Source organism: Pseudomonas sp. Ag1 (genome assembly GCF_000278565.1).
Classification (GTDB): domain Bacteria; phylum Pseudomonadota; class Gammaproteobacteria; order Pseudomonadales; family Pseudomonadaceae; genus Aquipseudomonas.
In genome coordinates, this window is sequence record NZ_AKVH01000095.1 from 1 (window position 1) to 14146 (window position 14146).

At 62.2% G+C, this 14146-nt stretch carries 12 protein-coding genes; 6 read left to right on the plus strand and 6 right to left on the minus strand.

The genetic code is table 11. The annotated features are described in order from the left end of the window. Nucleotides 1–256: 256 nt before the first annotated feature. From A462_RS18800 to ercA, 3 genes are all read right to left on the minus strand, one after another. Entirely contained in the window at nucleotides 257–1735 is a 1479-nt protein-coding gene (locus A462_RS18800; protein ID WP_008434472.1) for a DASS family sodium-coupled anion symporter, read from the minus strand. Between the two features lie 79 nt (nucleotides 1736–1814). After that, on the minus strand, nucleotides 1815–3185 hold the full coding sequence (locus A462_RS18795) for an ATP-binding response regulator (protein ID WP_008434473.1): 1371 nt from the start codon (nucleotides 3183–3185) through the stop codon (nucleotides 1815–1817). Continuing rightward, nucleotides 3169–4332: an alcohol dehydrogenase-like regulatory protein ErcA gene (ercA, locus tag A462_RS18790; RefSeq protein WP_003207798.1), complete on the minus strand. Its 1164-nt coding sequence runs from the start codon at nucleotides 4330–4332 to the stop codon at nucleotides 3169–3171. The genes A462_RS18795 and ercA overlap by 17 nt, the downstream gene beginning before the upstream one ends. 237 nt (nucleotides 4333–4569) lie before the next feature. On the opposite strand from ercA, the gene A462_RS18785 reads away from it, so the two are divergent. After that, entirely contained in the window at nucleotides 4570–5235 is a 666-nt protein-coding gene (locus tag A462_RS18785; protein WP_003207796.1) for a response regulator transcription factor, read from the plus strand. Nucleotides 5236–5265: 30 nt separating this feature from the next. Here the strand turns inward: A462_RS18785 and A462_RS18780 are convergent, their stop codons facing one another. Both A462_RS18780 and A462_RS18775 read right to left on the minus strand, forming a co-directional pair. Further along, nucleotides 5266–6081 carry a sulfite exporter TauE/SafE family protein gene (locus A462_RS18780; protein WP_003207794.1) on the minus strand — a complete coding sequence of 272 codons (816 nt, stop codon included), beginning with the start codon at nucleotides 6079–6081 and terminating at the stop codon, nucleotides 5266–5268. 9 nt (nucleotides 6082–6090) lie between these two features. Beyond that, nucleotides 6091–7335: an FAD/NAD(P)-binding oxidoreductase gene (locus tag A462_RS18775; RefSeq protein ID WP_008434475.1), complete on the minus strand. Its 1245-nt coding sequence runs from the start codon at nucleotides 7333–7335 to the stop codon at nucleotides 6091–6093. Between the two features lie 179 nt (nucleotides 7336–7514). Here A462_RS18775 and A462_RS18770 point away from each other — a divergent pair, with 179 nt between their 5' ends. Continuing rightward, nucleotides 7515–8378 (plus strand): MBL fold metallo-hydrolase, encoded by an 864-nt coding sequence (locus A462_RS18770; protein ID WP_003207791.1) that lies wholly within the window; start codon nucleotides 7515–7517, stop codon nucleotides 8376–8378. A gap of 122 nt (nucleotides 8379–8500) precedes the next feature. Here A462_RS18770 and bkdR read toward each other — a convergent pair whose 3' ends face one another. Next, nucleotides 8501–8986, minus strand: a complete 486-nt coding sequence (gene bkdR, locus A462_RS18765) for a Bkd operon transcriptional regulator BkdR (RefSeq protein WP_003212855.1) — start codon at nucleotides 8984–8986, stop codon at nucleotides 8501–8503. Between the two features lie 195 nt (nucleotides 8987–9181). Here bkdR and A462_RS18760 point away from each other — a divergent pair, with 195 nt between their 5' ends. The 4 genes from A462_RS18760 to lpdA are packed head-to-tail and all read left to right on the plus strand — an operon-like array spanning nucleotide 9182 to nucleotide 14135. Then, nucleotides 9182–10417, plus strand: coding sequence for a 3-methyl-2-oxobutanoate dehydrogenase (2-methylpropanoyl-transferring) subunit alpha (locus tag A462_RS18760; protein ID WP_003212857.1), 1236 nt, complete (start codon nucleotides 9182–9184; stop codon nucleotides 10415–10417). Between the two features lies 1 nt (nucleotide 10418). Continuing rightward, nucleotides 10419–11477 carry an alpha-ketoacid dehydrogenase subunit beta gene (locus A462_RS18755; RefSeq protein WP_003212859.1) on the plus strand — a complete coding sequence of 353 codons (1059 nt, stop codon included), beginning with the start codon at nucleotides 10419–10421 and terminating at the stop codon, nucleotides 11475–11477. Further along, a complete protein-coding gene (locus A462_RS18750; protein WP_003212860.1) occupies nucleotides 11478–12752 on the plus strand; it encodes a dihydrolipoamide acetyltransferase family protein in 1275 nt (424 codons plus the stop codon). Between the two features lie 3 nt (nucleotides 12753–12755). After that, on the plus strand, nucleotides 12756–14135 hold the full coding sequence (gene lpdA / locus A462_RS18745) for a dihydrolipoyl dehydrogenase (protein WP_008434480.1): 1380 nt from the start codon (nucleotides 12756–12758) through the stop codon (nucleotides 14133–14135). Nucleotides 14136–14146 lie beyond the last annotated feature (11 nt).

Here is a 14146-nt window from a genome sequence, read left to right on the forward strand (position 1 = left end):
CATTCTGGATGAACGCGGCGSTCTCAGGTTCTTCGCGAGCAAGCCCGCTCCCACAGAAAAGCAGCTCTGCTTTCGCCCTGGATCTTGCCTCTGTTTTTAACACTCAAGCCGGCCGGTAGGCCGCTGTGCTTTTGCTTTTGACCTTGATCTGACTGCCCCAATGAGCCCGAGGCCGAACGCAGGCAGTGCGAAGCGGGCCGCTGTAAGAGCGGAACCATAAGCGGCCGTTACCGAAATAACGGATATGCCCCCCACCTCAAATCCACCCCAACCAACTCCAATACGTAGCCGCAAACACCAACATCAACCCATACCCAATCAACGTCACCAAAATCCCGACCTTGGCAAACTGCCGCGCCGTAAACGTGCCGGTCCCCAAACACACCATATTCTGCGGCGCATTGATGGGCAGGATAAACCCGTAGCTCATCACAAACCCCAGCAACATCGTCATCCCCAGCCGACTGAACTCCCCGGGCAACGTCTGCAACACCGCAATCAAAATCGGCAACAACGCCGAGGTCAACGCCGTGGCACTGGCAAACCCCAAATGAATCACGATCAAAAACACCCCCAGAATCGCAAACACCCCCAGCGGCCCCACCTGGTCCAACCCGGTATGCGCCACCACCTGCGACCCCAGCCACTGCCCCGCCTGGGTGGTCAGCAACGCCGTACCCAGGCTGATGCCAACCCCAAACACAATCACCGTGCCCCACGGAATCCGCGACTGCACATCCTTCCAGGTCATCACCCCGATCCCCGGCATCAGCAAGAACACCAGCCCGGCATACGTCGTTGAGGTCGTATCAAAGCTGTGCAACCGCCCCTCAGTCGCCCACGCCAGCAACAGCAACACCGACACCGTCAGCAAGCGCTTCTGCGGCCCCGTCATCGGCCCGATGTCCACCAGCGATTGCGCCACCGCCTCCTTGCCTCCGGGAATGCTGTCACTCTCCGGCGGCAGCAGCTTCAACACCAAAAACAACAACACCGCCGACATGATCAGCGCCCACGGCGCCCCGGCGATCAACCAGTCGATCCACGACACCCGCTGCCCCAGCATCTTGTCCATGAAGCCAACCGTCAGCAGGTTCTGCGCCGCCGCCGTCTGGATACCGACGTTCCAGATGCTCGTACCCTGGGCCACGACGATCATGATCCCGGCCGCAATATTCGAACGCTTGTCCACGCCAAACGCGGCAATCACCCCCATCATGATCGGCACCACACACGCACTGCGGGCCGTGGCGCTGGGCACCACCAGGCTCAAGAGGATGGTCACGGCGACTGCCCCGACGAGAATGCCCCGGGTGCTGGTACCCACGCGGGTCAGGGTGACCAACGCGATGCGCCGGTCCAGCCCGGTATGGGTCATGGCTGCGGCGATAAACAGCGCGCCGGCCACCAGCGCCAGCGCCGGGTTGGAAAACCCCGTCAACGCCATGCTGATGGCCGGGCTGGAACCGATCAGGTGCGTCGGGTCTTGCAGCGACGGCGCAGTGCCGAGCAAAAACGCCATCAACGAGGTGATCATGATCGCGCTGGCCTCGTAGGAGACCGCTTCGGTGATCCATACCACCACCGCAAACGCGAGGATCGCCAGCATCCGGTGCCCGGCCACCGGCAAGTCGGCCGGCAGCGGCAACAGCAGCACGCCGACCATCACCAGTACGCCGACCACCAGGCCCAGGGGCAACTTGAATGAAGCAGCTGTTGTTGCGGGGGCACTCATGGGGTTCTCCGTCGGCCGTGAAATCTGGCCCACAGCATGAGGCAAAGCGTCACGCCCGGTGTTGACGGGTATCAAGTGGCTAGGCCAATAACTGGGTCAACACCGCCCGCAACTTGCCGGGCTTGACCGGCTTATTCAGCAATGGCACGTCCAGGCGCTGCAATGCACGGCGGCATTGGTCGGTGCGGTCGGCGGTGATAATCACTGCCGGAATCCTGCAGCCAAAATGCTCGCGCAACTGGTGCACGACCTCACAGCCCACCACGCCATGGTCCAGGTGATAGTCCGCGAGAATCAGCTCCGGTGCCCTGCCCTGCAACGCAACCAGTGCGCCGGCCTGGTCGGTCGCAGTGACCACCTCGCAGCCCCACTGCCCAAGCAGCGCGCTCATGCTGTCGAGGATGCCGACTTCGTTATCCAGCACCAGCAGCCGCCTCCCCGGCAGCGGGTTGCCGGTGCTCGGTTGCGCGGCCACCACACTGATGGGCAGCGGCATGTCCTCGCTGATGGGGACTTCGATGCTGAACATCGAACCGCGCCCCGGCCACGAACGCACCGCCACCGGATAACCGAGGACCTCGGCGATACGCTCGACAATCGCCAACCCCAGTCCCACGCCCTTGCGGTCGGCGGCGCGGCCCACGTCCAGTTGATTGAACTCCAGGAAGATGGCGTCCAGACGGTCCGCCGCAATTCCGCGCCCGGTGTCCCACACCTCCAGGCGCAACCGCTCACCCCGGCGGCGGGCGCCCAACAGGATGGAGCCCGCGCTCGTGTAGCGGCAGGCGTTGCTGAGGAAATTGCGCAGGATCCGCGTCACCAGCCGCAGGTCGGTGTTGATTGCGTAATGGCCTGTACGCGCCCGCAGGTTCAGCCCGGACGCCGCGGCCACCGACTGGAATTCCGAGACCAGCGGTGCGAACAGTTCGTCGAGACGGTACAGGGCGATGTCCGGCTTGACCGCCGCTTGATCGAGTCGGGAAATGTCCAGCAAGTCGGTGAGCAAATCCTCGGCGCCTTCCAGGGCCTGATGGGTGCGCTCCACCAACACGTGTTCGACGCTGGGCAAGTTGCGCTCGCGCAGGGTGGAAATCAGCAAGCGTGCGGCGTTGAGGGGTTGCAGCAGGTCATGACTGGCGGCGGCAAGGTATTTGTCCTTGCTGCGGTTGGCGGCCTGGGCGGCATCCCGAGCATCGCGCAAGTCCTGCTCGATCTTCTCGCGCTGGGCGATTTGCTGTTGCAGGTTGCGGTTGGCTTCCAGCAACTCGTCGGTACGCGCCGCGACCCGATGTTCCAATTCGTCGTTGAGGCGGATGTAGCGATTGCGCTCGGCTTCCAGCTCGTCGAGGCGCGCGGTCAGTTCGGGGTAATGACTCTTGCGCGCCGAGTGGTTGCCCAGCCCCAGGAGCCCCGCGAGTGCCCGTTGCTGATCGTCAGAGAGCTTCGCCATAGACGACCTCGACGTCACGCTGGCTGGATTCACGCGGGTTGGTAAGGATGCACGGGTCGTGCATGGCGTGCTGCGACAGAAAGGGAATGTCCGCCACTCGAATCCCATGCAGGCCGAGGGTTTCATGGAAGCCGATCGCATGCTTCAACGCGATCAAATGGTCCACCAGCCGGCCGCAGATTTGCCGGTGGTTGAGGCCCCGGCAATCAATGCCGAAGGTCTCGGCAATCACCTTGAAACGCTCCGGTGCCGCGCTGTAGTTGAACGCCACCACATGTTCCACCAGCACCGCGTTGCACAGGCCATGGGGCAGGTCGAGAAAGCCGCCAAGGCTGTGGGACATGGCATGCACCGCGCCGAGGATCGCGTTGGAAAACGCCAGCCCGGCCTGCATGCTGCCCAGCATGATTTTCTCCCGCAGGGCGATGTCGCCGGGGTTGGCGATCATCTGCACCAGGTTGCCATTGATCAGGCGCATGGCTTCCAGCGCGTGGGGATCGGTCAGCGGGCCGTGGCCGGTGGACACGAAGGCCTCGATGGCATGCACCAGCGCATCGATGCCGGTACAGGCCGAGAGAAACGGGTCCATGCTCGCCGTGGTTTCCGGGTCGATCAGTGAAACATCGGGCACCACCGCCTTGCTGACGATGGAGAACTTCATGCGCTCCTGCTGGTTGGAAATGATCACGAACTGCGAGACATCCGCCGAGGAGCCCGCGGTAGTCGGGATCAGGATCAGCGGCGGGCTCGGCACGCGGATGGTGTCGACGCCTTCGAAGTCGAGGATGCTGCAGCCATGGGCGACCACGATGCCGATGGCCTTGCCGCAGTCCATCGGGCTGCCGCCACCGACGGCGACGATCACGTCGCAATGGTTTTCACGGTAGACCTCGGCGCCGAGCATCACCTCTTCAACCCGGGGATTGGGCGAAACGGCGGTGTACAGGCAGTAGTCGATGCCGATGGCTTGCAGGCTGGCCTCGACATCGGCCACCCAGCCGACAGCAACCACGCCGGGATCACTCACCACCAACACCTTGCGCGCGCCAAAGGTCTTGGCGTAGTTGCCTACGTTGTGCCGGCAGCCGGCGCCAAAGATGATTTCAGGGGAAACGAATTTACGCAGGAGACTCAGGTTCGGGCTCATTGGTAAGCCTGTTTTTATTATTCTGGAAGATGCGCTCCACACTAACCCATCCGACACTGAATGCAATCAGACCAATGGGTGGCGCTGAAACCGCGACGTACGGCACGATCTACTACTTTGGTACTGATTCCCCTCTCTATCGTCGCATTCCCAAGGCATCGAGACTGGCATGTAATGGGCGCATGACCCTATGGATCGGACCTGCTTGAATAAGCAAAAATAATAAGGCGAACGTCCATGTACAAAATTCTGATAGCCGACGATCACCCACTGTTTCGCGAGGCGATCCACAACGTCATCAGCGACGGGTTCCCGGGCAGCGAAGTGATGGAAACCGGCGACCTGGACAGCGCCCTGACCATGAGCCAGGAGCACGACGATCTGGATCTGATCCTGCTGGACCTGAACATGCCGGGCATGCACGGCCTCAATGGCCTGATCAACCTGCGCAACGAGTCGCCGACGATTCCGGTGGTGATCGTGTCCGCCGAGCAGGACAAGCAGGTCGTGCTGCAAGCCATCACCTATGGCGCGGTGGGGTTTATCACCAAGTCCTCGCCCAGGCTGCAGATGACCGAGGCAATCCAACAGATTCTCAACGGCAATGTGTATTTGCCGCCGGAGATTATTCGCAGCCAGAAAATCGGCGGGCAACGGCGCATGAATGATTGCCTGGGGCTTGCGCCGGAGCTGCTGCAGGCCCTGACCCGCAAGCAATTGCTGGTGCTGGAGCGGATGACCAAGGGTGACTCGAACAAGCAAATCGCCTATAGCCTGGAGATTGCCGAGACCACGGTGAAGGCCCATGTCTCGGCAATCCTGCGCAAGTTGAACGTGCACAATCGGGTGCAGGCGATTCTCAGCGCCGGGGACATCGACTTTGGTGCCTACCTGCGGCGCTGATACCCGTAGGGGCGGGATGCTGAGCGCATTTCAAGGCACCTGAATGAGGGCCCGAAACAGCATGCCCGCCGCCACCAGCACACACAGGGTGGCAAAACCCACCTGCAAGGTGCGCGCCTTGATCACCGAGCACAGGCGCCGCCCCGCCAACATGCCGACAATGCTCGACCCGATAAACACCCAGCCCATCGGCTCGATACTGACCCCGGCATGAAACGCGCCGATCACGCCGATCAACGAGATCAGGCTGATCACCATCAGCGAGGTGGCGACGATGCCGCGCATCTGCACATCGGTCAGTTGCTTGAACGCCGGTACGATCAGGAAGCCGCCGCCCACGCCGAGCAACCCCGAGACCGCACCAGTCACTGCGCCGAGTGCTGCCAGGGTGGCGGTGCATTTGGCGGTCCAGGAAAAGCGCCCGGTCTGCTGGTCGAGCATGCAGTTCTTCTGGCCCCAGGACGCGGTGCCGTGGTCGCTCGGCCCGGCCTCAAGCTTCTCCCGTTGCAGCATGCGCCAGGCCACCAGCACCATCAGCGCACTGAACAGGCCCATCAGGACTTTCTCCGACATCTGGTGGGCGAAGAACACCCCCAGCGGCGAAAACAGCGCGCCAAGCAGCGCAATCAGCAGCGCCGCACGGTAGCGCACCAGGCCATGGCGCAAACCGTCGACAGCCCCCACGGCAGCGGCCGCGCCCACCGCGAACAACGACACGGGCGCGGCCTGGGTCATGGTCAACCCCAGCCCCAATACCAGGGCCGGGACACCAAGAATGCCGCCTCCGGCACCGGTCAGGCCCATGACCAACCCCATCAACACGCCCAGAAAACTTGCCAGCAGCATAGGGTTGCCTCAATCCACCTTGGCCAGACGGGTCAGCCACTCGCGGCCCTTGAGCATGCCGTTCCAGTAGAACCACGGCAGGAAACTCGCCTTGAGGAACCACGCCGAACGCCGCGCCACAGTCGGGTCGAGGGGAAAGGTCGGCAGCAACTTGCCGCCATAGCCGAACTCGGCCAGCACCACCTTGCCCTTCTCCACGGTCAGCGGGCAGGAGCCATAGCCGTCGTACTTGAGGGGCAACGGTGCCTGTCTGCGCAGGGCCAGCAGGTTTTCCGCCACCACCACGATTTGCTTGCGCACCGCCGCGGCGGTCTTGGCGTTGGTGGTGGAACACACATCGCCCAGGCCGAAGATGTGCGGGTAGCGCAGGTGTTGCAGGCTCTGGGGATTCACTTCGCACCAGCCGGCGGCATCGGCCAGGGGGCTGTGGCGAATGAAGTCCGGCGAGACCTGTGGCGGAACGACGTGCAGCAGGTCGAAGGTTTTCTCTTCGACGCGCACATTGCCTTCGGCGTCCTTGATTTCGAACCAGGCCTTGCGCGTGGGGCCGTCGACCTTGACCAGGTTGGAGTTGAATGCCAGTTGCGCCGAGTACTTTTCAACGTACTTCATCAGCGGCGGCACGAAGGTCGGCACGCCGAACAAGGCGGCACCAGCCAGGTTGAATTCGACCTTGATGTTTTTCAGGTCACCCTGGCGGAGCCAGTGATCGCACGACAGGTACATGGCTTTTTGCGGAGCGCCGGCACATTTGATCGGCATGGCCGGTTGGGTAAAGATCGCCTTGCCATTTTTGAGTTGCTGCACCAGCTGCCAGGTGTAGGCGGCGTGCTCATAGCTGTAGTTGGACGTTACGCCATGCCGGCCGAGGGTCTCTTGCAGGCCTTCGATCTTCTCCCAGGCCAGGCGCAGGCCCGGGCACACGATGAGGTTCTTCCAGCTGACGCGCTGGCCGCTGTCGAGCACCAGGGTTTGCTCGTCGGGCAGTAATTCGCTGACCGCGGCCTGGATCCAGGTGACGCCGTTGGGCAGCACGTCGGCCATGGGGCGCACGGTCCTGGTAACGTCATAAGCCCCACCGCCCACCAGGGTCCAGGCCGGCTGGTAGTAGTGGTGGTCGCTGGGCTCGATCAGGATGATGTTCAGGTGCGGGTCGCGCTTGAGCAGGCTGGCCAGCAGGCCGATGCCTGCCGAGCCGCCACCGATGACAACGATATCGCCACTGATGGTAGGTCCCCAGTGTTGGTCGTTCATGGTCTATGGCCTTTTTCAGTTAATGCACGCAAGGGTCGTTGCCGTATGGCACCACGCCCTAGCTGTTTGCCACCACGATGCCATCCTTTGCCTCGGGTCCTTTAATTCACTTAAGCTCACAAGGTTATGTGGAAACCTAACTGAATGTAAGTCGCCATTAGCTATCTGGGAAACCCGTCATGTCAGCGTTGATTCAATCCTTTCTGGACGAGGCGTCGTCGACCTACACCTACGTCGTCTATGAAACGGACGGTGGCCCATGCGCCATCGTTGATTCGGTGCTCAACTACGACCCGGCCTCCGGACGCACCGGCACCGGCCAGGCGGACAAGGTGATCGCGTTTGTGCGCGAGCATGGCTTGCAGGTGCAGTGGTTGCTGGAAACCCACGCCCATGCGGATCATCTGTCGGCTGCGCCTTATTTGCGTCGCCAGCTGGGGGGCAAGATCGCGATTGGCCAGTCCATCAGCAAGGTGCAGGGAGTGTTCAAGAACCTGTTCAACCTGGAGCCGGAGTTTCGGGTGGATGGGTCGCAGTTCGACCATCTGTTTGCGCCGGATGAGGTGTTTCACATCGGCAACCTGAAGGCCCAGGCGCTGCATGTGCCGGGGCATACGCCGGCGGATATGGCTTACCTGATTGATGACCAGTTGATTCTGGTGGGCGACACGCTGTTCATGCCGGACGTGGGCACGGCGCGCTGCGATTTCCCTGGTGGGGATGCGCGCCAGCTGTATGGGTCGATGCGCAAGTTGTTGGCCTTCGCGCCTGAAACCCGCCTTTATGTGTGCCATGACTATCCGCCCGAAGGACGCGCAGCCAAGTGCCTGACCACGGTGGCTGAACAGCGGGCGGGGAATATTCATGTGCATGACGGGGTGGATGAGGCGGCGTTTGTCGAGATGCGCACCACGCGGGATGCCGGGTTGGGCATGCCCACGCTGTTGTTGCCGGCGATTCAGGTGAATGTGCGGGCCGGGGTGATGCCGCCGGCGGAAGGAAATGGGGTGGTTTATTTGAAGATTCCCCTCAACCAGCTTTGAAATGCACTACAAAATGTGGGAGCGGGCTTGCTCGCGAATGCGGTGTATCAGTCTATATTTTCGGTGACTGACACTCCCCATTCGCGAGCAAGCCCGCTCCCACATTTGTTTTGTGTCGTTCGTTAGCCGAGGTTGATGCCGTTAGCCGGTAGCGGCAGCGCGGTTTTGTAGCGCACTTGCTTGAGGGCAAAGCTGGAGCGGATGTTGGCGACACCCGGGACTTTGGTCAGGAAGTCCATCATGAAACGCTCCAGGGACTGGATGGTGGGCACCAGCACCCGAATCAGATAATCGGGGTCGCCGGCCATCAGGTAGCACTCCATCACTTCGGGGCGATCCGAAATCGCCCCTTCGAATTGCTGCAATGCCAATTCGTTCTGCTTTTCCAGGCTGACGTGGATGAACACATTGACGTGCAGCCCCAGCAGGTCGGCGTCCAGCAGCGTCACCTGGTCGCGAATCAGCCCCAGTTCTTCCATGGCCTTGACCCGGTTGAAACACGGCGTGGGCGACAGGTTGACCGAACGGGCCAGGTCGGCGTTGGTGATGCGAGCGTTCTCCTGAAGGGCGTTCAGAATGCCGATATCGATACGGTCCAGTTTGCGCATGAGACAAAACCACCTGTTTATTATGTTTATGCAGTTTTTTTATCCCCAAATGATCTCCAACGCAATGAAACAGAGATAAATATTCTCCTGAGCCGAGCCTATGATTGTTGTAGGACAAGATTTCTTCTACCCGAAGAAGGACTGTCAGCTACCGCGCCCACTACAAGAAATTCACAAGATAGAGCGTAGAAAGCCATGACTCAGCAGTACGAACCACTGCGCCTGCACGTTCCCGAACCCTCGGGCCGCCCAGGCTGCAAGACCGACTTTACCTACCTGCGCCTGACTGACGCTGGCCTGGTGCGCAAACCCCCAATCGACGTAGAACCCGCCGACACCGCCGACCTGGCCAAGGGCCTGATTCGCGTGCTCGACGATCAGGGCCAGGCCCTCGGCCCATGGGCTGAAGGCGTGCCAGTCGAGATTCTGCGCAAGGGCATGCGCGCCATGCTCAAGACGCGGATCTTCGACAACCGCATGGTGGTCGCCCAGCGTCAGAAGAAGATGTCGTTCTACATGCAAAGCCTCGGCGAAGAAGCCATCGGCAGCGCCCAGGCCCTGGCCTTGAACATCGACGACATGTGCTTCCCCACCTATCGCCAGCAAAGCATCCTGATGGCCCGGGAAGTGCCGCTGGTAGACCTGATCTGCCAGCTGCTGTCCAACGAGCGCGACCCGCTCAAGGGCCGCCAGTTGCCGATCATGTACTCGGTAAAAGATGCCGGCTTCTTTACGATTTCCGGCAACCTCGCCACCCAATTCGTACAAGGCGTGGGCTGGGGCATGGCCTCGGCCATCAAGGGCGATACCAAGATTGCCTCGGCCTGGATCGGCGACGGCGCCACCGCTGAGTCCGACTTCCACACCGCCCTCACCTTCGCCCACGTGTACCGGGCACCCGTGATTCTTAACGTAGTGAACAACCAGTGGGCGATCTCCACCTTCCAGGCCATTGCCGGCGGTGAAGCCACAACCTTTGCCGGACGCGGCGTGGGTTGCGGCATCGCCTCCCTGCGGGTGGACGGCAACGACTTTGTCGCGGTGTACGCCGCCTCCGCCTGGGCCGCCGAACGTGCCCGCCGCAACCTGGGCCCGACCCTGATCGAATGGGTGACCTACCGTGCCGGCCCGCACTCCACCTCCGATGACCCGTCCAAATACCGTCCCGCCGACGACTGGAGCCACTTCCCGCTGGGCGACCCGATCGCCCGCCTCAAGCAGCACCTGATCAAGATTGGTCAGTGGTCCGAAGAGGAACACGCGGCGGTCAGTGCCGAACTTGAAGCCGAAGTGCTCAAGGCCCAGAAAGAAGCCGAACAGTACGGCACCCTGGCCGGTGGCCAGATTCCAAGCGCCGCGACCATGTTCGAAGACGTTTATAAAGAGATGCCGGAGCACTTGAAGCGCCAGCGTCAAGAGTTGGGGATCTGACATGAACGATCACAACAACAATATCGAGCTGGAAACCGCCATGACCACCACGACCATGACCATGATCCAGGCCTTGCGCTCGGCCATGGATGTGATGCTTGAGCGAGACGACAATGTGGTGGTGTTCGGCCAGGACGTCGGTTACTTCGGCGGCGTGTTCCGCTGCACCGAAGGCCTGCAGAACAAGTACGGCACCTCGCGGGTGTTCGACGCACCGATCTCCGAAAGCGGGATCGTCGGCGTGGCGGTCGGCATGGGCGCCTATGGCCTGCGGCCGGTGGCCGAGATTCAGTTCGCCGACTACGTGTACCCTGCCACCGACCAGATCATTTCCGAAGCCGCCCGCCTGCGTTATCGCTCGGCCGGCCAGTTCACTGCACCGCTGACCATGCGCATGCCCTGCGGCGGCGGCATTTACGGCGGCCAGACCCACAGCCAGAGTATTGAAGCGGTGTTCACCCAGGTCTGCGGCCTGCGCACGGTGATGCCGTCCAATCCGTACGACGCCAAGGGCCTGCTGATCGCCTCCATCGAAAACGATGACCCGGTGATCTTCCTCGAACCCAAGCGCCTGTATAACGGCCCGTTCGACGGCCACCACGACCGCCCGGTAACCCCGTGGTCGAAACACCCGCAAGCGCAGGTGCCGGACGGGTACTACACCGTGCCGCTGGATGTGGCCGCCATCGCCCGCCCGGGCAAGGACGTGACGATCCTCACCTACGGCACCACGGTGTATGTGTCGCAAGTCGCCGCCGAAGAAACCGGCATCGACGCCGAAGTCATCGACCTGCGCAGCCTGTGGCCGCTGGACCTGGAAACCATCGTCAATTCCGTGAAGAAAACCCGTCGCTGCGTGATCGTTCACGAAGCCACCCGTACCTGCGGGTTCGGCGCCGAGCTGGTGGCGCTGGTGCAGGAGCATTGCTTCCACTACCTGGAAGCGCCGATCGAGCGCGTCACCGGTTGGGATACCCCGTATCCCCACGCGCAAGAGTGGGCGTATTTCCCTGGCCCGACCCGTGTGGGCGCGGCTTTGCATCGGGTTATGGAGGTCTGAATGGGCACGCACGTTATCAAGATGCCGGACATTGGCGAAGGCATCGCAGAAGTTGAATTGTCGGTATGGCACGTCAAGGTCGGCGACCTGGTGGTAGAAGACCAGGTGCTGGCGGACGTGATGACCGACAAGGCCATGGTGGACATTCCGTCGCCGGTGCACGGCAAGGTGATTTCCCTCGGCGGCGAGCCGGGGGAAGTCATGGCGGTGGGCAGTGTTTTGATCAGTATCGAGGTGGAAGGCGCGGGCAATACCCGGGAATCGGCAGTGGTTGAAGACCTCGCGCCGGTACCCGCACCGGCGCCGAAAGTTGAAGCCAAGGCCGCGCCCGTGGTTGAGCCCAAGCCGGCAGCCAAACCTGCGGTGGCGGCTGCGCAAGCGCCCGTGGCCCGCGAGGCCGATGACCGCCCGCTGGCCTCCCCGGCCGTGCGCAAACATGCGCTGGATGCTGGCATCCAGCTACGACTGGTCCAGGGCTCAGGCCCGGCTGGCCGGATTCTGCATGAAGATCTGGACGCTTACTTGCTCCAGGGTCCGGCGAAAAATTCCGGGGCCTCCAACCCGTACGCCGAACGCAACGACGAGCAGCAAATCCCGGTGATCGGCATGCGCCGCAAGATCGCCCAGCGCATGCAGGACGCCACCCGGCGCGCCGCGCATTTCAGCTATGTGGAAGAGATCGACGTCACGGCCCTCGATGAGTTGCGCGTGCACCTCAACGAGAAACACGGCGCTACCCGCGGCAAGCTGACGCTGCTGCCGTTCCTGGTGCGGGCCATGGTCGTCGCATTGCGCGACTATCCGCAGATCAACGCGCGTTATGACGACGAAGCCCAGGTCATCACCCGCCTCGGCGCGGTGCATGTGGGTGTCGCCACCCAGAGCGATGTCGGCCTGATGGTGCCGGTGGTGCGTCACGCCGAAGCCCGCGACCTGTGGGGCACGGCGCAAGAAATCAATCGCTTGGCGAATGCGGCGCGCAATGGCAAGGCCAGTCGCGATGAGCTGTCGGGCTCGAGCATCACCCTGACCAGCCTCGGTGCGTTGGGCGGGATTGTCAGCACCCCGGTGCTGAACCTGCCGGAAGTGGCCATCGTCGGGGTCAACCGCATTGTCGAGCGGCCGATGGTGATCAAGGGCCAGATCGTGATCCGCAAGATGATGAACCTCTCCAGCTCCTTCGATCACCGGGTGGTCGATGGCATGGACGCGGCGCAATTCATCCAGGCCATCCGTGGCCTGCTCGAACAACCCGCCAGCCTGTTCCTGGAGTAACCCATGTCTCAAACATTGCACACCACGCTGCTGATCATCGGCGGCGGGCCTGGCGGTTACGTGGCAGCGATTCGCGCCGGCCAGCTGGGCATCCCGACCATCCTGGTGGAAGGCCAATCGCTGGGCGGCACCTGCCTGAACATCGGCTGCATTCCGTCCAAGGCGCTGATCCATGTCGCCGAACAGTTCCAGCAAACCGTGCACCACAGCCAGGGTTCGCCGTTGGGTATCGAAGTCGATGTGCCGACCCTGGACATCGGCAAAAGCGTTGAATGGAAAGACGGCATCGTCGACCGCCTGACCACCGGCGTTGCCGCGCTGCTGAAAAAACACAAGGTCCAGGTCATCCAGGGCTGGGCCAAGGTCGTGGACGGCAAGACCGTCGATGTCGGCGACCAGCGCATCCAGTGTGAACACCTGTTGCTGGCCACCGGCTCGAAAAGTGTCAACCTGCCGATGCTGCCGATTGGCGGGCCGATCATCTCCTCCACCGAAGCCCTGGCGCCGAAACGCATCCCGAAACGCTTGATCGTGGTGGGCGGCGGCTACATTGGCCTGGAATTGGGGATTGCCTATCGCAAGCTCGGTGCCGAGGTCAGCGTTGTTGAGGCCCAGGACCGGATTTTGCCGGCCTACGACGCCGAACTGACCCAACCGGTGGCCGAATCCCTGAAGCAACTGGGGGTGAAGGTGTTCCTCAAACACAGCGTCACCGGTTTCGAGAACAATACCCTGCAAGTGCGCGACCCCAGCGGCGAGACGCTGTCGCTGGAAACCGACCAGGTGTTGGTTGCCGTTGGTCGCAAACCCAACACCCAGGGCTGGAACCTCGAAGCCTTGAACCTGGACATGAACGGCTCGGCGATCAAGATCGACAGCCGTTGCCAGACCAGCATGCGCAATGTGTGGGCCATCGGCGACCTCAGCGGTGAACCGATGCTCGCCCACCGGGCCATGGCCCAGGGCGAAATGGTCGCCGAACTGATCAGCGGTAAATCCCGCGAATTCAACCCGGCCGCGATCCCGGCGGTGTGCTTCACCGACCCGGAACTGGTAGTGGTCGGCAAGACCCCGGACGAAGCCAGGGCGGCCGGGCTGGACTGCATCGTGTCGAGCTTCCCGTTCGCCGCCAATGGCCGGGCCATGACCCTGGAGTCGAAAACCGGCTTCGTGCGGGTAGTGGCGCGCCGCGACAATCACCTGATCGTCGGCTGGCAGGCGGTAGGCGTTGGCGTCTCGGAACTGTCCACGGCCTTCGGCCTGAGCCTGGAAATGGGTTCACGCCTGGAAGACGTGGCGGGCACCATCCACGCCCACCCGACCCTCGGCGAAGCGGTACAGGAAGCAGCCCTGCGGGCCCTGGGGCATGCATTGCATCTATAAAATGGCGAAGT